Source organism: Catalinimonas alkaloidigena (assembly GCF_900100765.1).
Lineage (GTDB): Bacteria > Bacteroidota > Bacteroidia > Cytophagales > Flexibacteraceae > Mooreia > Mooreia alkaloidigena.
Genome location: NZ_FNFO01000003.1, coordinates 591,990 through 613,501, shown reverse-complemented (window position 1 = coordinate 613,501; position 21,512 = coordinate 591,990). Strand labels below are relative to the sequence as shown.

The following is a 21,512-nucleotide window of genomic DNA, read 5'->3' as shown; positions in this document are numbered from 1 at the left end:
CTAGCTCTTTTGACAAGGACCCCTACGCCGCGCTTACATCATCTCTTTACATTGAATTCAGGAGCAAGGAACTTATCAGCTAGCCCAGGGGTTATACTAGAGCACTCCTTCTTATTCGGCTTCCATTTTTGGCTGGATCATTATTATTCGGGCGTTGAACGACGTACCGCAAGCAATTATTTTCACTAAAAAAACACATTATGCCTTCTAGCAAAGAGTATTCTTATTTGATAAGCGCCGCAGTTGATTACCTGGAGAAAAAAGGATACGACCAGATTCGCGCTGATGTCCCCGATAAAGAAAAACCGGCGGCCATCGTTCGCCAAAACGACGAGGAATCGTTCGTGCCGGATATCACTGCGCGCAGAAATGGAGGAAAGTGCTATTTTGATATTGTGACGGAATCGAAAAGTGATAAACTAAAGACCGCTGGCAAATGGCGCCTTTTCTCTACGCTGGCAGAGCACCGCAACGGTGAGTTTTATCTGCTGGTCCCTTACGGAAAGTTGAGCTTCACCAACCGCTTGCTGGAAAAACACGGCATCACTGCAAAAATTCTGAAGATGCAGGACGTGGAAAAAGTAGCGGATGTAGAAGAAATGGTTTCCGCTTAACAAAGCATTTACTAACTACATACAAAAAGCCCGTGCTATACCAATAGCACGGGCTTTTTGTATGTAGCTTAAAAATAATAAGGAATTAGGGCCATAAAAAAGCCGATCGGATAGAGACTCCAATCGACTTTTGCAAATTTAAGCAGCAAGTTGAGCAATCTATACAGTCTGCTCGGCGTGCTTACCCTCGCGAATTTCCTCAATCATTTTCCGGTTAAACGCCGGAATATCGTCAGGTTTACGGCTGGTGACCAGCCCCTGATCGGTTACCACTTCGCGATCTTCCCAATTAGCACCAGCATTGATCAAATCCGTTTTAATGGACGGGAACGAAGTAACGGTACGTCCTTCGACCACACCCGCCTCGATCAGCAATTGGGGCGCGTGGCAAATGGCCGCTACGGGTTTATGTTGTGCGAAGAAATCACGTACAAATTGCACAGCTTTCGGGTTGACCCGCAGGTTATCGGGGTTCATCTGACCACCCGGCAACATCAAGGCGTCGTACTCTTGTGCGTTGGCCTGATCTACAGCGACATCGACCGGGACAGTAATCCCCCAATCGGTATGATCCCATCCTTTCACGTGTCCGTCTTCCGGAGAAACTACGTGCACGGTAGCTCCCGCTTCTTCCAGCGCTTTTTTGGGTTCGGTAAATTCTACTTGTTCAAATCCATTCGCTACCAAAATGGCAACTTTTTTATCTTTCAGTTTACTCATAACTGTAATCTGTTTCTAGTTCTAAAAATTGTAAATGCCAAGTAATTTATTGGCGTTAGTTACATTTTAAAATACGCCACTTGTTTGCATACGGTTTCAATACTCTCTTAAGTATTTCAAAATAGCGTGGTTGTTCATTTTTTTTAACAGGATGGTTGCCGGGTTTGCCGGTGGCGTTCCGACTGCTGTCCGCGCTAACTTAGCCTGCGGCTTTGCGTATAGAAGTTGCAATCCACTTTAGACCCCTGTGCCCTATGGGAGCCATCGCTTTACCACCCGACGCCATCGCGCCACCCAACCTGACCTATACCGCCGACACGGAAGCGGGCTATACGCGCGTGCGTAAAGGCCGTGGCTTTGCCTTTCTGGATGCTGAAGGGAAGTATATCAAAAACGAACATGAGCTGGAGCGCCTGCGAGGGTTGGGCATCCCTCCGGCCTATACCGACGTGTGGATTTGCTCCGCGGCAGACGGACATCTGCAAGCTACCGGGCGCGACGAGCGTGGACGGAAGCAATACCTCTACCATCCGGACTGGACCGACTATCGCAACCGAACAAAGTTTTACCGCCTGTTGCAGTTCGGTCAAAACCTGCCCCTGATTCGCGAGACCGTAGAGCGTGACCTGCGCCAGCGGAAGTGGACCAAAACGAAGGTGTTGGCGTTGGTGACGAGCCTATTGGACGAATCGTTTATCCGCATTGGGAACATGACTTACGTGCGACAAAACAAAACATTTGGGCTGACGACCCTGCGACGCAAGCACATCCACGAAGAAGGCAAAAGCATTACGTTCGAGTATAAAGCCAAAAGCGGGAAAAATCGCAAAGTGAAGATTCAGAACCGCCGCCTTGCCCGCCTGGTGAAGCAGTGCGCCGAATTGCCGGGCTACGAGGTGTTTAAATACTGGGATGAGGACGGCGAACGCCACCGCATCGATTCGCAGGACGTCAACCATTACTTGAATGAAATTACGGGCCAGTCGTTTACGGCCAAAGATTTCCGGACCTGGGGGGGCAGTACGCTGGCCTTGCTGCGCCTGGAAGAAGCCTGTGACGAAGTTAGTACCCATCCCCGAAAAAAGCTTCAACAGTGTCTGGTCAAAAAGGTAGCGGAATTGCTGGGTAACACGGTGGCGGTGTGCCGCGAATACTACATCCATCCGGCGGTGTTACAAGCAGTCGAAGACGGCACAGTTGCCGACTTTATGCAGCAGGGGCAGCGAAAATACCGCCGCTACGAAGACTACCTCAAGCCCGAAGAAATGCAGCTGATGGCCATCATGGAGGCGGAAGCACACGCCGCGTAGCGCCGAGAACAAAAAAAGAGAGCAACTGTTCGCAGTCGCTCTCTTTTTACTTAAACCTCAACGTTTTCCGTTTAAACGGAATAGAAATATTAGAATTTTTTGCCGGCTGCGCGTGCTTCTTTCAAAACGGCAGTGATGCCTTTTTTATTGATGGTGCGCAACGCCGTCGATGAAATCTTCAGCGTAACCCAGCGATCTTCTTCGGGAATGTAGAAGCGCTTCTTGTGCAGGTTTGGATAAAACTTGCGTTTCGTTTTATTGTTAGCGTGCGATACGTAGTTACCAGTGCGTGGGCGCTTCCCTGTGATCTGACAAACCTGTGACATAACAAAGCGTCTTTTAAAATGGAGGGCAAATGTCGCGAAAGGATTTGAAAGAGTCAACCGTGATGGCAGATTAATTTGGCTTAAATCCATACGGGCAGTGCCGGCAGCCGCTGCGGCAGCAATACCCCCGGCGGAGGTGATACTGCGCTGTAAACACCAGAAACCCCTGCTCGTTGTAGTAATAGTCGCCGGGTTGCAGGTGAGCAGCGCCTCTGGGGCGCGGTGCGTTTGCCGATTCGTCTTTTTCCTTCTTCACGTTTTTGGTGGTACCTTTATTGTTCAGAAACCTGCCTGCCGCTGCTTTGTTCAAAAGGCAGGCACCTTGACCGATCCTACGACCATGACCGAACTCATTCCACAGAGCCAACAGGCCATCGACCTGGAAGACCGCTACGGCGCCCATAACTACCATCCGCTCCCCGTGGTGCTTGCGCGTGGCGAAGGCGTGTACCTGTGGGACGTAGAAGGCCGGCGGTACTACGATTTTCTGTCGGCTTACAGCGCTGTGAATCAGGGCCACTGCCACCCCAAAATTATCCAGGCATTGGTGAGCCAAGCACAAAAACTTACCCTGACTTCGCGAGCGTTCTACAACGACATTCTGGGCAAATACGAGCGCTTCATCACCGAATTTTTTGGGTACGACCGCGTGCTGCCCATGAATACGGGTGTAGAAGGGGGCGAGACCGCCATCAAACTCTGTCGGAAGTGGGCCTACACGGTCAAAGGTGTGCCCGAAAACCAAGCCAAAATCATTTTTGTAGAAGGCAATTTCTGGGGGCGTACCCTGGCGGCCATCTCCGCGTCGACCGATCCGGTGAGCTTCCGGGGCTTTGGTCCTTACATGCCGGGCTACGAAGTGATCCCCTACAACGACCTGAAAGCGCTGGCGCAGGCGCTGCAAGACCCGAACGTAGCAGGTTTTATGGTTGAGCCCATTCAGGGCGAAGCGGGCGTGGTGGTGCCCGACGACGGCTACCTGCGCAAAGCTTTCGACATGTGTCGGGAGAAAAACGTTCTTTTTATTGCCGACGAAGTGCAGACGGGCATCGCACGCACCGGCAAGCTGCTGGCCTGCGACTGGGAAGGTTTCCGTCCCGATATTCTGATTCTGGGGAAAGCCCTTTCGGGCGGCGTTTATCCGGTATCGGCTGTGCTGGCCCGCGACGAAATCATGCTGACCATCCGGCCGGGCGAACACGGCTCCACGTTTGGCGGCAATCCCCTCGCCTGCGAAGTGGCCATGGCGGCCCTGGAAGTCGTGCGCGACGAAAAGTTGGCCGAACAGGCCGACCGGTTGGGTGTGCTTTTCCGGGAGCGGATGCAACAGTTGATCGAGAAGACCGATCTGGTGACGCTGGTACGTGGCAAGGGTTTGCTCAACGCCATCGTCATCAACGATTCCGAGGAGAGTGAAACGGCCTGGAACCTGTGCCTGCAACTCAAAGAAAACGGCCTGTTGGCCAAGCCAACGCATGGCAACATCATCCGCTTTGCGCCACCTCTGGTCATGACCGAAGCGCAATTGCACGCGTGTTGCGACATCATCGAACAGACGGTGCTGGCTTTTAAAGCCACCGCAAGTACTACCCTGTAAGGGCGACACAGGCAGGAGAGCATAGGGTTGCCCCTCGCTGCCAAGCACGCCTACTAAAAAGCAAGCAATTCAGGGGTGGTTGCGTTACCTTTACGGGGGCCAACCATTTTGTTACGCTACATGCTTTCCTACATTGTCTGGGACATTAATCCGGAAATTTTTACCATTCCTGGAATCAACTTCCCGCTTCGGTATTACAGTCTGTTTTTCGCGCTGGGGTTCATCATCAGCCAGCAGATCATGTTTTATTTCTTTCGGAAAGATGGCCGTCCGCAGAAAGACGTCGACACGCTGACGATCTACATGGTGGTGGCGACCGTCATCGGGGCGCGGCTGGGGCACGTGATTTTCTACGAGCCGGAAATTTTTGTGGAAGACCCGATTGGCGTCATCCGTTTCTGGAACGGAGGGCTGAGCGGTCTGGCGAGCCACGGCGGCGCGTTCGGTATTCTGTTCGCGCTCTGGCTGTACGCACGCAAGCGACCCAATCAAAGCTATTTCTGGATTCTGGATCGGATCGTAATCGTAGTAGCGTTGACGGGGTGCCTGATTCGCCTCGGCAATTTTATGAACTCGGAGATCGTCGGAAAACCCACCAACAGCCAATACGGCGTGGTGTTTGCGCGGCTGGCCGAAGAGTGGATCATGGCGCGTAACGACGCCATTCTGGACGTCGAGGCCGAAAAGGGAGGCACAGTGGGCGAAACGCCCGTGACCCTGGACATTACGGTGCGTCGCAACTACCGGAACGATATGGAAATCGATCGGTTGCTGCAGGCCGCTGTGCAACCGGTGCTGACGTCCTCCCGGGTCATCGAAGACGTCTACCTCCCCCCCGGTCAGGAGCCCAAGTTCGACATTTGGCGCGATCCGTCGGGCGTCGAAGTGAAACTACAAGCCGCCGGCATTGCCCGCCACCCCTCCCAGTTGTACGAATCGAGTTTCTACCTGGCTCTTTTCCTGGTGCTGTTTTTCCTCTGGAAACGTTACCGCACTACTTGGGCAGAAGGCAAAATCTTCGGCATTTTTCTTATTGCCTTGTTCGGCTTCCGTTTCCTGGTCGAGTTCGTGAAAGCCGATCAGGTAGCCTTCGAGGCGGATATTCCGTTGAACATGGGGCAATGGCTCAGCATTCCGCTGGTACTGGCAGGCATTTTTGTGCTGATTTACGTGAGCCGAAAACACAAGGAAACGCACGCAAACGTTTCCGAAAACTAACGTTCAGACTTCCTCGCTATGATGATACGAAGACCGCGCCGCAACCGTAAGTCGGCGGTAATCCGCGAACTGGTCGAAGAAACGACCCTGTCGGTGCGCGACCTGATTTTTCCGATCTTTCTGATCGAGGGCGATAACCAGGCAGTCGCGATCGATTCGATGCCCGGCATGTATCGCTACTCCCCCGATCGCCTGCTGGACGAGATCGGCGCCTGTGCCGAATTGGGCATTCGTACGTTCGACGTGTTCCCGAGTTTACCGGAATCAAAGAAAGATCGACGCGCTACCGAAGGCACCAATCCGGAAGGGCTGTACCTGAGCACGCTGCGTAAAATCAAGGAACACTACCCGGACGTGTGCGTGATGACCGACGTGGCCATGGACCCATACAGTTCAGACGGGCACGACGGACTGGTGCAGGACGGTAAAATCCTGAACGACGAGACGCTCGAAATCCTCGGAAACATGGCCGTGGCGCAGGCCGAAGCCGGTGCCGATATTCTGGGCCCGTCGGACATGATGGACGGGCGCGTCGGGTACATGCGGCAGCAGCTCGATGCCGCTGGTTTCACGGACGTATCGATCATGTCGTACACGGCCAAATACGCGTCGGCGTTCTACAATCCTTTTCGCGATGCCCTCGATTCGGCCCCGAAATTCGGCGACAAGAAAACCTACCAGATGAATCCGGCCAACCGGCGCGAAGCACTGCTTGAGGCCGAGCTGGACTTCGAAGAAGGAGCCGACATGCTGATGGTGAAACCGGCGCTGTTTTACCTCGACATCATCCGCGACCTGAGCGAAGCCTTTCCCATTCCGATTGCGGCCTATAACGTCAGTGGCGAATATGCCATGACCAAAGCGGCTGCGGCCCAGGGCTGGCTCGACGGCGAACGGATTATGCTGGAATCGCTGCTGAGCATCAAACGGGCCGGCGCTAAAATCATCCTGACTTACTTCGCCAAAGAGTACGCTCAGGGCGTGAAAGAAGGGCGCTGGTAGTAACTTGAAATTGCAAAAAAAATGGTAGGCCACGGTTCGCAGAATCGTGGCCTATTGGCGTATAAGCCACCTTGTTGCGCTCCTTTCGGTACGAACGTAAGGGGCAGGCTGAACAGCGGGAGAAAGAACCAAACTAAAATGGTATATTTACAGTTATAGAACAGGAAACTCTACACACGCCTGTGTCCTTCAGTTTTCTCCGCTGAGATCCTTTTCGGGAAGATCCGTAGCCTTGCCGAGGCTGTATTCCCTCTTCTTCCTGCGATCTCTTTCCCCTTTTGGAGCGGAATCTACCTGACACCGGCGATTTCCTAACCGCAGTGGTCTGACCGACCGTGGTTTTCAGTAAGCAAGCCGGGCAGCGTAGGCGGGCCCGCGGTGAAAACGCTTTATCATTTTTAAACATAAACCCTGATACATGAGCAGATCTCAAAATAGCTTCATCAAAAGACAAAAAGAGAAAAAGAGACAAAAGAAAAAGGAAGAGAAAATGCAGCGCAAAAAAGAGCGCCAGGAAAACTCGTCGGGTGGAACCCTGCCCGAAATGTTAGCCTTTGTGGATGAGTTCGGCAACATCACCGATACGCCTCCCGAAGAGCAGGATGAGAAGCTAAAAGAAAAGATCGAGACAGATTTCTAAACGTACAGGCGTTGGGCCGAGGCAGGCGTAACGCCAAGCACGAAGCCTGCTACACGATATAAAAAGACGGCGTCCCGGAAGATGATTCCGGGACGCCGTTTGCGTATGGCAAAGCGCCGTAACGCTATTCGTTGTGCATCAACGCCTTTTTGGCCAGGAGTTCTTCTTCCGTCTCGCGATGATCGGGATCGTCTACGCAGCAGTCGACCGGGCAGACGGCCGCGCACTGAGGCTCTTCATGGAAGCCCATGCACTCCGTACATTTATTGGTTACGATATAATAGAATTCGTCGGAAACGGGTGGCTGTTCTGCCTCGGCATCAACTACCTCGCCGTTTAACAGTTTTACCTCACCTTCCAGGTCGGTACCACCGGCATACGTCCACTCTACCCCGCCTTCGTAAATGGCTGTGTTGGGGCATTCGGGCTCGCAGGCACCGCAGTTGATGCACTCGTCGGTGATCATGATTGCCATAATTGTATCGTTTAGTCTGTGTGAATACTTACTTTTTTAACAAAAGTAAGCGCATTAAGTTGCGGACGCAAAAAAAGCACTATGCAACCTCTTTCTCTTGCCGAGCGCCTCGAGGCGTTCGTTCAATTACGCGAACAGTTCCGGCGACCGGAGGCCCCCGCCCTGGCGACGGCCATCACTCAGGCCAGCCAACGAAACGGGTGGTTTACAGAAGGCAACATTCTGACCGCCCTGGCCGGGTTGGTGCGGCTCCTGGAGCCCACTGATTTGCGCACCTGGCTGGACCGCTATCCGCTCGACCAAGTGACTCCGAAACAAGTAGGGGTCGTGATGGCGGGCAATATTCCGCTGGTGGGGTTCCACGACATGATGAGCGTGCTGCTCAGTGGGCATACGCTGCTGGCCAAGCTCAGTTCGCAGGACGAAGTGTTGCCTACGTACGTACGCAACGAACTGGTGCGCCTGCAACCCGCCTTCGCCGATCGCATTCAGTTCGTGGAACGGTTGAACGATGCGGAGGCGATCATCGCCACCGGCAGCGACAATACCGCGCGCTATTTTCATCACTACTTTGCCAGTCGCCCGCACATCATCCGGCAAAATCGTGCTTCCGCAGCCGTGCTGGACGGACAGGAAACGCCAGCGGATTTTGCTGCGTTAGCCGACGACATTTTCCTCTATTTCGGGTTGGGCTGCCGGAATGTGGCCAAACTGTATGTCCCCGAGGGCTACGACTTCGTGCCTCTGCTGGAGGTGTTGAGCGCGCGCCAGGAAGTGATCTTGCACCACAAATACGCCAACAATTACGACTACCGGAAGTCGATTTACCTCGTCAATCGGTTACCCCACCTCGATAACGGCATTGTGCTGCTGGAAGAGAAAACGGCGCTGGTGTCGCCACTGGCGGTGTTGTATTACGAGTTTTATCAGAGCGATCAGGACCTCACGGAACGGTTGGCAGCGCACGAGAATCAACTGCAAACACTGGTTTCTCGGGAAGGCGCTTACCCCGGCAGTGTACCGTTCGGTACGGCGCAACGCCCCCGGGTGTGGGAGTATGCCGATGGGGTCGATACAATGCAATTTCTGGTCGAATTGCCTACCGGAACAGCCTGAGAAATGACCACTCGGTTTCGGCGGGCCACAGCAGAATGAGTAAAAGGCCGCCAACCAACACAGCACTCCATAACGGCACTACCCACCGGAGCAACGCCCGGCTGCCCAGCACTGCGACCGCGCCACCTTTGAAAAGCATGTTGGCCAGCGACCCGATCAGGATCAGTCGCCAGGCATCGGCGTACGATACGCCGGCCTCTTCTTCTCCGGCCATCTGAGCAATCGAGATAGTAATGGCATCCACATCGGTAAGTCCGGAGAAGAGGGCGACGCCGTACAGCCCTTTGTTCCCGAGGTAATCGCGGGCCGCCGCCGTGGCCAGCAGCACCACCGCGAAAATTAGCCCGAACACCACCGCGCTTTTCAGTTGGGCAGGATTTTCGGGCTCGGGCATCGGCTCCTGCGGTGGCGTACGGAAAAAAGACAGGAAGACGATCAGGCAGGCAAACAGCCCGACCATGAGCAGCAACGGCGGCCCTACCTGCGGCAACGCCTGGGGCAGAATTGCAAATACTTCGACCAGTACCCGAACAAACGAGACACCCGACGCAATCAAGATGACCAGGACCGTAGCGCGAACGTTGCCTGCGTCGGCCCGGCTCATGCGGGCGTACGAAATGGTGGTGGCCGTACTGGAAATCACCCCACCCAGAAGCCCGTTCAGGAACGTACCCGCTTTGTGACCGACCAGCTTGTAGATGAAATAGCCGCCAACGCTGACGCCCACAATCAACACGACAATGAGCCAGAGCTGGCGCGGGTTCAGTACGTCGTAGGGACCGAACGTCCGGTCGGGCAGAACGGGAAGAATGATCAACGCCACGATGACAAACTGCACGATGGCGTGCACGTTGCGCTGCCCCAGCCGTTCGGCAAACTGATGCAGCGGCTGCTTGAAATAGAGAAGCACCATCACCAGGCCGCCCATCACCAGGGCCGGGGCGCGTTGGCCCGTAGCCAGGTAAGCGCCAATGCAGTACATCACCAGCAAAGCCACTTCGGTGGTTTGCCCGGGATGCAGCACCTTCCGATCGAGAAACTTGAAGTTGACGGCGAACAACAGGCCCCCGAGCGTAAGCAGCCCTGCGGCTATGATCCAACCCCCAAAATCGTGGGCCAGCAGACCGGTCATGGTGCCCAAAAGCGTCACCAACGGAAACGTTCGGATGCCCGCGATGCGCGCTTGGTCGGCGTGTTCGCGTTGCAGCCCGACCAGCAGGCCTAGTCCCAGAGAAATCAGTAGTGAAATAAAGACGTCAGGCATGGCGAAGAAACGTTAAAAGGCTACCTGTATGCGGGTCAGTACTGAGTGTTCCTGCGCTGTCCAGGTGGCCCATTGCGACACCAGTGACCATTTGATGTGTTCTGTCAGATACCCGTTCAGACCGGCGGTCCAGGCGGAGGTGCGGTACGGATCGCGCGCGGTGAATCGTTCGGCCAACGGATTGGTAATGGTCATCTGCTCGTAGCGAAGCACAACTTCCCAGGCGCCCCACTCCCCCTGCATCGGATGAAATTCGTGTTGCGGGTACAGCAAAGTGGTGCGCGGCTTTTCGTCGTCGGTCAGCATCAGTCCTGCGGTGATGTAAAATCCGGCGACCTCCAGTTGCCCGTTCGTTTGGGTATGACGCACGTCGCTCCACTGCCCCCGCAACCATTCGGCCCGTAACGTATAACGCGACCAGAGCCATTCGAGGTCGGCTCCCAGGCGTGTCAGGCGGCCGTCGTGCTGTAAAACAGACGCGTGTGGGTAAAACGCAGTGCCCCGGTGAGTCTCGAACGACACCAGGTCGAGCGAATCGTTTCGAAGACCCGAAGCGCCCGAAATAGCTACGTAGAGGTGACTTGCGGCTGCCTTTCGGTGTGCGAACGGCCGGGCTACCAACCGACCGACTACATCTTTCGCGCGGTTGTTTTCCGGTTGGTTGAAGGGGCGGCCGTTGAAGACGCCGACGGCGTATTCGAGGGAGCCGCCCAGCACGTCGCCAAACGCCATCAAGCCGATGTCGGAAGTAGGCGTCAGCGCGTTCACGACCATAGGGCGCTCCATCAGATCGAGTTGCAGCGAAGAAAGCAGACGACTCTGGCTGAACGGCTCCTTGAACTGCCCGGCCCGTACCCGTACATAAGGCAGATGGCGCGATTCGACAAACGCCTGATCGAGCTCGGCCTCGCCGCGGTCGAAGCGGGCACTGAGCATGTAACGGAAGTGCGGAAATGCATACCCGGTGGCCAGCATACGAGCCCGCCGGATTAACCATTCGCCCCCCTGGGTAGTTGACCAATGGAAGTCGGTCTGGATTCTCCCGCCGAAGCGCAGCGTCTGATCATCGCTTACCATGTAAAAACCGTCGTCGTAAACGGTGCGCGTAATGGAAGAGTCGACGGTTTGGGCCTGACCAACGCTGGCGTACAGAAACCACGCCGTACCAAGGAGGAATCGGAAAAGAGCAGGGTAAGAAGCGTACAATTTGAGTAAACGTTGTCTATACGTTACGTAAACGTTAAGCGCAGGTTAAGGCGGTTCGCAAGCGCGGCAACGTACGTGCCACTACACCAAACCGGCACGCTTCGTAATGGGCCGCCCATGTCAGCGCGTCGTTTGCCGATGCGCGCTTGTGGGGCACAAAAACGGCGTGCACCGTGCTATGGCAGAGTCGCCTTCCCTTCGCTTGTATTTAACTATGTTTGCAGCGCATAATGAACGCCCAGATCGCCGACATTCAGGCTCCGATTGCGGAGGAGATGCGGAACTTCGAAACCCGGTTCCGTCAATCGATGAAGAGCAACGTCCTGTTGCTTGACAAAATCATGAGCTACATCGTGCGGCGCAAAGGAAAGCAAATGCGCCCGATGTTTGTGTTCCTGACGGCCCGTACCTGCGGCGAGGTCAACGACTCCACTTACCGGGGCGCGGCCCTGATCGAACTCTTGCATACGGCCACGCTGGTGCACGACGACGTGGTCGACGACGCAAATTACCGCCGGGGTTTCTTTTCCATCAACGCCCTCTGGAAGAACAAAATCGCCGTGCTGGTGGGCGACTACCTGTTGTCGCGCGGGTTATTGCTTTCCATCGATCACGACGATTTTCATCTGCTGAAGATCGTGTCCGAAGCCGTGCGGGAAATGAGCGAGGGCGAACTGTTGCAGATCGAAAAAGCTCGCACGCTCGACATTACCGAGGACGTATACTACGAGATCATCCGGCAGAAAACGGCGTCCTTAATCGCCTCCTGTTGCGCCGTGGGGGCCGCTTCGGTCACCACCGATCCGGCTACCATTCGTCTGGCCCGCGATTTTGGCGAGAAAGTGGGCATTGCGTTTCAGATCAAAGATGACCTGTTCGACTACGGGACCGACAAGATCGGCAAGCCGCTCGGGATCGACATCAAAGAGAAAAAGATGACGCTGCCGTTGATCTACGCCCTGCAGCAAAGTTCGTGGCGGGAAAAAAGACGCATCATCGGGCTGGTGCGGAACCATGCCGACAACCCCCGCAAAGTGGCCGAGGTGATCGCCTACGTCAAAGAAACCGGCGGTCTGCAATACGCTACCGAGGCCATGCACCGTTTTCGTGACGAAGCCGGTGCGCTGCTCGCCCAGTTTCCCGATTCGCCGGCGCGGCAGTCGCTCGACCAACTGGTGCAGTATACCATCGACCGGACCAAATAGACTCCGAACCGTGCCAGCAAGCTTCATCCGATCGCTCCCCAAATTCGTACGTAGGATAGCATCTGTTGCGGCGCGGGCGCGTTTTTTGATGGTGTGATCGACTTTATCTTTGCGGGCGCCAGATAGCCCTGTATCTGGAAATGTATGTTGAAAAAATTCTTTCTCCGACGCTCCCTGGTCAATACGATTTTTGCGGCTGCCATTTTCGTTATCGCGTTGCTGGAGTACGTCACGCACCAGAGTTTTTCGACGTGGGAAGAGAACACACAGGCAGTTATTCATACGCAACAGGTCATTATTCAGGGGGAGCGCCTGTTTTCGTTGATGAACGAAAAGGAGTCGGCCTACCGGGGCTACATGATTACGGGCGACAGCGTATACCTGCAACCGACGTACGCACACGACGAGGATCTCGATACCGCCTTTGTCACCTTGGATAAGCTGACGCAGGACAACGAACGGCAACAGAAGCGATTGCAGCGCGTGCAACAGTTGATGGCCCGGAAAACTCAGTTGCTGAACGACCGCAAAGAACGCCGCGATACGTACGGACTCGCCGGGCTTTTACGAGGCCGTACCGGCGAAGGCTACCTGATTATGGACAGCCTGCGCAACGAAATCGACAGCCTGATTGTCGAGGAGCATTCGCTGCTGGTGGAGCGCGATCAGCAGATGTCCGCCAGCGAAGGAAAAGCCGAAAAGTTTTTGGTGATCGGGGTGGTGGTAGGCCTCGTATTTTTGGCGGCGACGTTTGTCTGGCTCAACGTGCAGATGTACCAGCGCGACCGTGCCTACGACCTGATCGAAGAGAATAACAACCTGTTGGAAGCGCGTGTTTCCCAACGCACGGAAGAACTAAGCACCGCCAACCAGCGCCTCAAAGAGATTTTGGCGCAACAGGAGCATACGCAGGAGCAGTTGCGAATGCGCCAGTTCGAGTTGCAGGAAGCGTATCGCGCCATTGAGGCCGAAAACGAGCGCAAAAGCAAAGAGCTGAACGAAGCACGTACACTACAGATGTCGATGCTGCCGATGGAGCTTCCCCCGTTCACCTGCATCGAGCTCGACATGCACATGGAAACGGCCACCGAAGTGGGCGGTGACTATTACGACTACAGCTACGAAGAAGAGACCGAGTCGGTCACACTGGCGGTTGGCGATGCGACCGGTCATGGTCTCAAGGCAGGCATCATCGTGGCCACTGCCAAGAGCTACTTCCAGACCCTCGCGCACCATTACTCACCCGCCAGCATTTTGCGGCGCATCTCGGTCGGCATCCGCAATCTGGGCCTGCGAGCCATGTACATGGGTGTGACGGTGGTGCGCTACCAGCACCACAAACTGTCCATCGCTTCGTCGGGGATGCCACCTCTGTTCTTGCATCGGAAGCAGCAAAACACGACCGAGACCATTCTGCTGAAAGGGCTCTTCCTGGGCTCGGACCTGAAGCATTCGTTCAACGAGTTTGAGAGCGAGGTAGCACCCGGCGATTTGCTGCTCATCATCACCGATGGCCTGGCCGAACTAGCCAACGCTGACGGGGAAATGCTGGGATATGAGCGCATCCGGCAATGCTTTCATGAACTGGCGGCGTCGCGAGGGCCGGCCGACATCACCGACCAACTTCGCACGCTGGGCAAAACCTGGTTGCAGCGCAACGACATTCACGACGACGTAACCGTGGTGGTGGTGCGGTTCCGGTAACTTGGACGGAAGGGAGGTTTATTGTTAAAATTCAATAAAGTCGAATTTCTGTGAAGGTATTGATAGGATAAGTGCAAGGCGCCTAGGAACCATCTTTACTCAACTGAGGTTAGAAGGACGCTCGCAAATCGATCACTCAAACGAACAGCATGATTACGCGCTTCTTCAACCCGATTCTGCTTCTGATCCTTTCCAGCCTCGCTCTTTTTTCTTCGCCTGCCCGGGCGACCGACACGGACCTGAACGACAAACGCCAGTACGAGTTTGAATACCGGGTCCAACAGGTTTACACGACGTTCGGGTTGGAAGGCAAACTCAACTATACCGCCTTCCGGCAAGCGTACATTGGGTACCTCAACCTCGCGAAGGAGGGGGCCCTTCGTCCCGGAGCTCCGCTCACCGTAATCGACTTTAGTCTCCCTTCCTCTCAAAAGCGCCTTTACGTCATCGACATGGTGCAACGCCGCCTGGTGCTGCACACCTACACCTCGCACGGCCAGGGAAGTGGCGCTGATCTGGCAAAAAAATTCTCGAATACGCCCGACTCCCATATGAGCAGCATCGGATTTTACGTTACTGCAGAAACTTACCAAGGTAAGCACGGTTACTCTTTGCGCTTGGACGGTATGGATAAGGGATACAACGACAACGCGCGCCGTCGGGCCGTGGTAATGCACGGTGCCGACTACGTCAGCGAAGCGTTCATCCAAAAAGTGGGACGCCTGGGGCGTAGTTACGGATGTCCGGCCATGAGTTGGGAAGTGTATCAGCAGGTGATCGATAAAATAAAAGGAGGAAGTTGCCTGTTTATTTACTACAACGACGCGAATTACCTGAGCCAGTCGCGTTACCTGCAACTAGAGCGCATTTTGGCAACAGACAGCGAAACTCTGGCTATAACCCGTCCATAAAAAATTGGTAATGAAGTGGTTATTGTCGAAAGGCATAGGTTTGGATTTCAGGAATGACTGCTAATATTGTGGCTTGATTTTAAATTTTCGGGAGGAAAAATCGGCCACCTTTTTATAGTTAGACCGACGGCCACGGAGCTGCCGCCCACCGAACTGTGGGTAGCAAGTAACAAATAGCCTAAAGTCTCGTATTAACTTTTAATTTACACATCTCAAGTTATGCTGAAATCTTTACGCAGTACCTTATCCAAGGTAGCGCTATGGCGTACGCTAGGAGCTAGCGTTTGTATAGCGTTTGGGTTTGCTCAAAGTGCTATTGCGCAGACCACGATCTCGCTGGAAGCAGAATGTACGCAGGTGGGCGAAGCCTGGCAGTACGTGACTGACGCCAATGCCTCGGGCCAAAAATCCCTGATTGTTATTGGTAAGTATGGGTATTTGCCGAGTAGCAAAGTCACTGATCGGATCCGGTTTACATTTTCTCTTTCACAGGCTGAAAACATTTACGCCTTTGCCCGGATTCTGGCCATAGACACTACGCGCAACTCATTCTACGTTCGTGTTGACAATGGCGCGTGGCGGTTGTGGAGCACGCCGGTTGCCAGTGGGTATGCGTGGGCTCCAATGTTGGATTCGGCCTTCAGTTTAAGTGCCGGCCCCCATACGATCGACTTTACGTTCCGCGAAGGCGATACCCGCCTCGACAAACTCATCATCAGTTCTTCGGCCACAGCTCCTGCCGACATGGGCGCTCCGGCCGTTAGCTGCACTTCGCCTTCGGCCGCTGCCGTGGCCAAGATCCAGGCCGTAACGCAGGTAGTAGACGCCGATGGCAACGGGATGGAAGCGGTTATGCTGGATGCCAGCACGTCGATACCCGCCGCCGGAAGCAGCATCATCGATTACCTCTGGGACATCGAAGGGCAACCCCGCGCCACGGGCGTTTCTCCGACGGTTAACTTACCGCTGGGAACGCATCCCATCACGCTGACTGTGATCAATGCCAACGGCGCTACGGCCGCACGTAAAACATACGTTACCGTATCGGCCGCGCAAGACGCCAACATTTGGCTGGAAGCCGAGCACGCCCAAGTGGGAGGTCGCTGGCTGATTACGGAAGACATTCTAGCTTCGGGAGCACGTTATGCGGGCGCACAAGTCAGCGCACTTCAGGCCGCCGATGATACCATCAGTAGTTTTGTTCGCTTCGAAACTACGATCGAAACACCTGGGGCTTATCTGTTGTACGCACGCGTACGTGCCACAACGGCCGCCTCGAACTCATTCTGGGTACGCCTGAACGGTGGCGACTGGAAACTCTTTGACGTAAACCAATCGCCTAATTTTCAGTGGAGCAAAGGTAAACTTGCCGATGGGACGTTCAGTTTCACCGAAGGTCTGAACACGATTGATTTTGCCTGCCGCGAGAGTGGGACGCAACTGGACAAGATCATGATTGCTACCGACGTCGCTACGCTCGATCCTGCCGCATCGGTGCTGGGGCCGCTGGCCTCGAACATCGACGACACTACTACGTTTACGACCTATTGGCTGGAGGCCGAGTGTGCTCAAGTGGGCTCCAAGTGGAAGCAGAACAATACCGAGGCCGACCCATCGGGTGGGGTATCGCTCATCGCACAAAACGTGTTTGAGCCCAATCCCGACTCGCTTACCAACATTGACATTGTTCGTTTCAACTTCCACATCAGCACCACGGGGGCGTACTACATTTACGCGCGAGCCCTGGCACCGGCTACCAACAAAAATGCCTGCTGGGTGCGCATTAACGGTGGTGCATGGTTCCTGTGGAACGGCCTGAAAACGGCCTCTACGTTCCAATGGAACTGGATGCGCGACCGCTCGTTCATCTTAACCAGCGGTTACAACTCGATCGAAATTGCGTACCGGGACCCTGGCTTTTACCTGGATCGCCTCTACGTGAACAACGAAAACGTAGCGCCGTCGGGCAAAGGTCCGCAGGAAGGCGGTTGCGGTGTGGTGAGCGCCGTATACGATTCCAATCTGGTGCGCTCCAATCCTTTCATTCTCTATCCGAACCCCAGCTCAGGTCAGTTTGCCCTGCGCTTCGATCCGACTACCCGGTCGCCGCGCTACACCTACGTGAAGGCTTACACCGTACGGGGGCAGCAGATTGGCGAGTGGAAATTCGATAACCTGAAGTCGCCGGAAGTGATGTTCGATTTGAGCAACCGCTCAGCAGGCGTATACTTCCTGCGCGTTGAAGTGGACACTCCCGACCAGGTTTACTTCCTGAAAGTGACGAAACAATAAAATAGCACGTTTATGTGCGAGAAAAGCGTCGGCAGTAGTCGGCGCTTTTTTTATAGGCTTAGTGGTAGGATGCGGACCGCCGCTCCGTCGAGGCACCGGTGCTGTCCTCTCGCGTTACGATAGCATCAACCGATCGTAAACGCTCCGCTAAATCGGCTGAGACGCTTCGTCAAAGGCCGAAAAAATCCGAACTTTACCTTTCATACATCCTTACGCTTTACCCCAATCCGATGACAAGCATTACTGAATCTTCTTCGCGCTATAACCAACTGGAACAAATGTCGGTACGCGATCTGTTGAACCACATCAACGAAGAGGATCGTACCGTGCCGGAAGCCGTCGCCAAGGCCATTCCGCAGCTTGAAAAACTGGTGGAAGCTACGGTGGCGAAGATGGAAGCCGGTGGGCGACTTTTTTACATCGGAGCCGGGACCAGTGGCCGCCTCGGCATTGTGGACGCTTCGGAGTGCCCCCCGACGTATGGCGTACCACACGGGTTGGTCATCGGGTTGATTGCCGGAGGCGATAGCGCTATTCGTAAAGCTGTCGAGTTTGCGGAGGACGATGAGCAGCAGGCCTGGAAAGATCTGCAGGCGTATGACATCACCGCCGCCGACGTGGTGGTGGGCATTGCCGCTTCGGGGCGCACGCCCTACGTGATCGGAGGTTTGCGCAATGCGCGTCAGCACGGCATCACGACGGGGTGTATTGTGTGCAATCCGGGGAGTGGGGTGGCCGCACAGGCGGATTTTCCCGTAGAGGTGATCGTGGGGCCGGAGTTTGTGACCGGCAGCACACGCATGAAGGCCGGCACGGCCCAAAAATTGGTGCTCAACATGCTGACCACTACTACGATGATCCGGTTGGGACGCGTAGAAGGGAACCGCATGGTGCACATGCAGTTGAGCAATCAGAAACTGGTGGAGCGGGGCACTCGCATGGTGATGGAAGCGTTACACATACCGGAAGCGGAAGCCCGTGCGCTCTTGGAAAAATGGGGAAGCGTGAAGCAAGCAGTGGAAAACTATGCAGGAAATTGAGCCTTATTACAATTGGGAAAAGTACTACTCGTCGGTAGACGACGAGCGCTCGCCTTTCTACGGGCGGACTTACAACATGCTGGCCTACGAAAATGATATCTACGGGTACTACATTCACCCGCTGTGGGATTTCATTGGGTCAGAAACCCTCTACATAAAAATACTTTTTGCGGATTACAATCACCGGTTCGCCATCATCGAGATGTTCGGGGAGTGGAACGACTGCCTGCACAACGACATCATGCACCTGAAGCGAAACGTGATCGACTACATGGTTCGGCGGGGCATTAACCAGTACATTCTGATCGGAGAGAACATCCTCAACTTCCATGGTGGCGACGAGGACTACTACGAAGAGTGGTTCGACGATGTGGAAGACGGTTGGATTGCCGCCGTCAACTTCCGCGATTTTGTCCAGACCGAATGGAAGAAGTACCACCTCGACTATTACGTCAACTTTGGTGGTACGCTCGAAATCGACAACTGGCGTACCATGAAGCCACTCCACTTCTACCAACTGGTGCAAAAACTCATGGTGCGTCGGTTGGGGTACTGAGGGGCGTTACCCACGTGTCGCCATGGATCGAGTACCGCTGGCCCGAGCCCGCCTCTTTGCACACAAACCGGGTCCGTTTTTGTTGTTCGTGCTGAAAACGCCGCGTGCCCAGTAAGAACCAGTCGCCGGGTGCCGTGCGCGAAACGGGCAGCATGAGCGGTGCGGGTTGTTGCTGATCGAGACGCGCGACCCGGGCAAGACCGCTGATCACGTAGTTGCGTTTTTTGTGCACATCCTGCACCAGAATGCGCGTCCGGCGGCGTTCGAGCCACCGAAACTCCCGCTTACGAAATGTAAAAAAGCTACCGGGCGGCAGGCTTTCGAGCAATACCTCGTTGGGTGCAACGTTGGCATCATACGCCTGTAGCGCTTTGTAAAGCGCTCGGTCTGTGCACGACGAAGCACGCGGTTTGCGCAGGCTTGTTACCACGACGTCGCGTAGGTCCGACGGGAAAATATCCAATTCCAGGAGGGGCTGCATGAGTTGCGCAAAACAGTGCTGCCATTCGCGGCCGTGGGGCGCTACCGGTCGGTGGGTGTGGCGATTTTGCACATGAAAGTGGGCAATTTCATGGATGTAAGTTATTAGGAACTGATACGGATTTAAATTCCCGTTTACGGAGATAAAGTGTTGATTTTTAGCGGGATCATACCGATAATCACCCAGTTTAGAGCGGCGCGATCGGGCAATTCGCAAGGCAAAAGCGCCCTCGTTCCACAAAGCGCGACAGTAAGGCACCGCCGCGGCGGGAATGTAAGGTTCGGCAACAAAAAGAGGCATCTTCCTAATCTTTTCAGATTTTTCTAAACTTATTCGTCTCAACTCAGTACAACAAAAATAGGAGCCCTTGCAAATACCCTCATTACCTCGTTACTTACGGCGGCACAGTTCACCCAGAATACTACGATTATGTACGTTTCCCGAACCAAATCAATCACTGCTTCCCAATTGAAGGAAAGGCTGGAGCGCCGGGAAGCAATGCAAATTATCGATGTGCGCGAGCCTTTCGAATGGGAAATTTGCCATCTTGAAGAAGCGGAACTTATCCCGATGCGCCGCATTCCTGTAAACCTGGAACGGGTAGCCACCGACAAACCCGTCGTACTCTATTGCCATCAGGGATTGCGCAGCGCCAACATCATCCGCTTTATGGAAGATGCCCTCGGGGTGGACAATCTCTACACGCTGGTGGGGGGCATCGACGCCTGGGCCAAGCAGGTCGATCACAGCATGGCTACGTATTAGGGAGCGCACCTCCTGCCCTCCGCGCGGCGGCCATCCTAGGTCGTGCCGCCGACACTTGCTCTTTTTCCGGGAACCTTCCGAGTCGCATTTCACTTTTCAGGTAACACATACAACCGAAAAGAAGATGACGAAATGGGCTTTGCTGACGTTACTCGCGGGCTTTCTGGCCAGCTGCCTGGGTAAGGTCGACTCCAAACCGCTATACGAAGAAAACGAACCTCTGAGTGCTCAGGTCGATACCGCCACCTTTGGGTCGGGGTGTTTCTGGTGTACCGAGGCCGTCTTTCAGGACCTCAACGGGGTCGAAAAAGTAGTATCAGGATATTCGGGCGGGCATGTGCCCAATCCTACCTATAAACAGGTGTGCACCGGTACTACGGGCCACGCTGAGGTTACGCAGATCTATTACGATCCTTCGAAAATCACGTACGACGAACTGTTGGAAGTCTTCTTCAAAACCCACGATCCAACAACGCTGAACCGCCAGGGGAACGACGTAGGACCACAGTATCGCTCCGCAATTTTTTACCATACCGCCCGGCAGCAAGAGCTGGCAGAGCATTACAAGAAAGAGTTGGACAACGTAGGCGCGTTCGATCAACCCATCGTGACGGAGATAGTGCCGTTCAAAGAATTTTACGAAGCCGAAGATTATCACCAGAATTACTTCAACCTGAATGGATCGCAACCTTATTGCCAGTTTGTGATCAAACCGAAGGTGGAAAAATTTCGGAAGGTGTTTAAGGATAAGTTGAAAAAAGAGGTGCAATAGCCGACGAAGGACTTCTAAAAAAAAGCCTGGCTCTTTTCAGAACCAGGCTTTTTTTATCTCGCGCCCATCTCTTTCAGCTTTTGCTGGTGCAACCCTATCTGGTCGCTTAGTAAGTTGGCTTCGGTCATAAAGAATTCGTCTTCTGTGTAATTTTCACCGAGCGAGTTATATTCTTCTACCAGTTCGTTAATCTTCTCTTTGATCTCCTTCACTTCCTGGCTATCAGAATCATCGATTCGCTCTTTATTTAAATTCAGAGGTCTTGCGTACATAAGCTTGTTCGTTTTACTTTCTTGTT

Annotated in this window: 23 protein-coding genes; 15 read left to right on the top strand and 8 right to left on the bottom strand. The window is 54.4% G+C overall.

Annotation, left to right across the window (positions count from 1 at the left end):
* The first annotated feature begins 200 nt into the window (after nt 1-200).
* Nucleotides 201-614 carry a hypothetical protein gene (locus BLR44_RS09770; protein WP_089681512.1) on the top strand — a complete coding sequence of 138 codons (414 nt, stop codon included), beginning with the start codon at nt 201-203 and terminating at the stop codon, nt 612-614.
* Nucleotides 615-773: 159 nt separating this feature from the next.
* Here BLR44_RS09770 and BLR44_RS09765 read toward each other — a convergent pair whose 3' ends face one another.
* Entirely contained in the window at nt 774-1,334 is a 561-nt protein-coding gene (locus BLR44_RS09765; protein ID WP_089681511.1) for a type 1 glutamine amidotransferase domain-containing protein, read from the bottom strand.
* A 254-nt stretch (nt 1,335-1,588) separates the two neighbouring features.
* Between BLR44_RS09765 and BLR44_RS09760 the strand changes: the two genes are divergently transcribed.
* The gene (locus tag BLR44_RS09760; protein WP_089681510.1) at nt 1,589-2,644 is read left to right on the top strand and encodes a DNA topoisomerase IB; all 1,056 of its coding nucleotides are present in this window, start codon (nt 1,589-1,591) and stop codon (nt 2,642-2,644) included.
* Nucleotides 2,645-2,733: 89 nt separating this feature from the next.
* Here the strand turns inward: BLR44_RS09760 and rpmB are convergent, their stop codons facing one another.
* Both rpmB and BLR44_RS09750 read right to left on the bottom strand, forming a co-directional pair.
* Nucleotides 2,734-2,970: a 50S ribosomal protein L28 gene (gene rpmB, locus BLR44_RS09755; RefSeq protein ID WP_089681509.1), complete on the bottom strand. Its 237-nt coding sequence runs from the start codon at nt 2,968-2,970 to the stop codon at nt 2,734-2,736.
* Between the two features lie 70 nt (nt 2,971-3,040).
* Nucleotides 3,041-3,169, bottom strand: coding sequence for a C1orf53 family protein (locus tag BLR44_RS09750; RefSeq protein WP_176955989.1), 129 nt, complete (start codon nt 3,167-3,169; stop codon nt 3,041-3,043).
* Between the two features lie 141 nt (nt 3,170-3,310).
* On the opposite strand from BLR44_RS09750, the gene rocD reads away from it, so the two are divergent.
* From rocD to BLR44_RS09730, 4 genes are all read left to right on the top strand, one after another.
* Nucleotides 3,311-4,567, top strand: a complete 1,257-nt coding sequence (gene rocD, locus BLR44_RS09745; RefSeq protein ID WP_089681768.1) for an ornithine--oxo-acid transaminase — start codon at nt 3,311-3,313, stop codon at nt 4,565-4,567.
* 120 nt (nt 4,568-4,687) lie between these two features.
* Complete coding sequence (locus tag BLR44_RS09740) at nt 4,688-5,785, top strand: prolipoprotein diacylglyceryl transferase (protein WP_089681507.1); 1,098 nt, start codon at nt 4,688-4,690, stop codon at nt 5,783-5,785.
* A 21-nt stretch (nt 5,786-5,806) separates the two neighbouring features.
* Nucleotides 5,807-6,787, top strand: a complete 981-nt coding sequence (hemB, locus tag BLR44_RS09735) for a porphobilinogen synthase (protein ID WP_089681767.1) — start codon at nt 5,807-5,809, stop codon at nt 6,785-6,787.
* A gap of 418 nt (nt 6,788-7,205) precedes the next feature.
* Nucleotides 7,206-7,427: a cold-shock protein gene (locus tag BLR44_RS09730; protein WP_089681506.1), complete on the top strand. Its 222-nt coding sequence runs from the start codon at nt 7,206-7,208 to the stop codon at nt 7,425-7,427.
* A 124-nt stretch (nt 7,428-7,551) separates the two neighbouring features.
* On the opposite strand, the gene BLR44_RS09725 is transcribed toward BLR44_RS09730, so the two are convergent.
* Nucleotides 7,552-7,902 (bottom strand): 4Fe-4S binding protein, encoded by a 351-nt coding sequence (locus tag BLR44_RS09725; RefSeq protein WP_089681505.1) that lies wholly within the window; start codon nt 7,900-7,902, stop codon nt 7,552-7,554.
* An 81-nt stretch (nt 7,903-7,983) separates the two neighbouring features.
* Here BLR44_RS09725 and BLR44_RS09720 point away from each other — a divergent pair, with 81 nt between their 5' ends.
* Nucleotides 7,984-9,018 (top strand): acyl-CoA reductase, encoded by a 1,035-nt coding sequence (locus BLR44_RS09720; RefSeq protein WP_089681504.1) that lies wholly within the window; start codon nt 7,984-7,986, stop codon nt 9,016-9,018.
* Here the strand turns inward: BLR44_RS09720 and BLR44_RS09715 are convergent.
* Entirely contained in the window at nt 9,002-10,282 is a 1,281-nt protein-coding gene (locus tag BLR44_RS09715; RefSeq protein WP_089681503.1) for an MgtC/SapB family protein, read from the bottom strand. The two genes, BLR44_RS09720 and BLR44_RS09715, sit on opposite strands and share 17 nt — an antisense overlap.
* 12 nt (nt 10,283-10,294) lie before the next feature.
* The gene (locus tag BLR44_RS09710; protein ID WP_089681502.1) at nt 10,295-11,488 is read right to left on the bottom strand and encodes an OprO/OprP family phosphate-selective porin; all 1,194 of its coding nucleotides are present in this window, start codon (nt 11,486-11,488) and stop codon (nt 10,295-10,297) included.
* A gap of 230 nt (nt 11,489-11,718) precedes the next feature.
* On the opposite strand from BLR44_RS09710, the gene BLR44_RS09705 reads away from it, so the two are divergent.
* From BLR44_RS09705 to BLR44_RS09680, 6 genes are all read left to right on the top strand, one after another.
* Entirely contained in the window at nt 11,719-12,693 is a 975-nt protein-coding gene (locus tag BLR44_RS09705) for a polyprenyl synthetase family protein (RefSeq protein ID WP_089681501.1), read from the top strand.
* Nucleotides 12,694-12,837: 144 nt separating this feature from the next.
* On the top strand, nt 12,838-14,397 hold the full coding sequence (locus tag BLR44_RS09700) for a PP2C family protein-serine/threonine phosphatase (RefSeq protein ID WP_089681500.1): 1,560 nt from the start codon (nt 12,838-12,840) through the stop codon (nt 14,395-14,397).
* Nucleotides 14,398-14,546: 149 nt separating this feature from the next.
* Entirely contained in the window at nt 14,547-15,308 is a 762-nt protein-coding gene (locus BLR44_RS09695) for a murein L,D-transpeptidase catalytic domain family protein (protein ID WP_089681499.1), read from the top strand.
* Nucleotides 15,309-15,527: 219 nt separating this feature from the next.
* On the top strand, nt 15,528-17,600 hold the full coding sequence (locus BLR44_RS09690; RefSeq protein WP_143017216.1) for a T9SS type A sorting domain-containing protein: 2,073 nt from the start codon (nt 15,528-15,530) through the stop codon (nt 17,598-17,600).
* 230 nt (nt 17,601-17,830) lie between these two features.
* On the top strand, nt 17,831-18,640 hold the full coding sequence (gene murQ, locus BLR44_RS09685) for an N-acetylmuramic acid 6-phosphate etherase (RefSeq protein ID WP_089681497.1): 810 nt from the start codon (nt 17,831-17,833) through the stop codon (nt 18,638-18,640).
* Complete coding sequence (locus BLR44_RS09680) at nt 18,627-19,196, top strand: hypothetical protein (protein ID WP_089681496.1); 570 nt, start codon at nt 18,627-18,629, stop codon at nt 19,194-19,196. The genes murQ and BLR44_RS09680 overlap by 14 nt, the downstream gene beginning before the upstream one ends.
* Here BLR44_RS09680 and BLR44_RS09675 read toward each other — a convergent pair.
* Nucleotides 19,171-19,977, bottom strand: a complete 807-nt coding sequence (locus BLR44_RS09675; protein WP_089681495.1) for a hypothetical protein — start codon at nt 19,975-19,977, stop codon at nt 19,171-19,173. The genes BLR44_RS09680 and BLR44_RS09675 overlap by 26 nt on opposite strands.
* Before the next feature lie 129 nt (nt 19,978-20,106).
* On the opposite strand from BLR44_RS09675, the gene BLR44_RS09670 reads away from it, so the two are divergent.
* Complete coding sequence (locus BLR44_RS09670) at nt 20,107-20,442, top strand: rhodanese-like domain-containing protein (RefSeq protein ID WP_089681494.1); 336 nt, start codon at nt 20,107-20,109, stop codon at nt 20,440-20,442.
* A 124-nt stretch (nt 20,443-20,566) separates the two neighbouring features.
* Entirely contained in the window at nt 20,567-21,214 is a 648-nt protein-coding gene (gene msrA, locus BLR44_RS09665) for a peptide-methionine (S)-S-oxide reductase MsrA (RefSeq protein WP_089681493.1), read from the top strand.
* Between the two features lie 53 nt (nt 21,215-21,267).
* Here the strand turns inward: msrA and BLR44_RS09660 are convergent, their stop codons facing one another.
* The gene (locus BLR44_RS09660) at nt 21,268-21,486 is read right to left on the bottom strand and encodes a hypothetical protein (RefSeq protein ID WP_089681492.1); all 219 of its coding nucleotides are present in this window, start codon (nt 21,484-21,486) and stop codon (nt 21,268-21,270) included.
* Between the last annotated feature and the right edge of the window lie 26 nt (nt 21,487-21,512).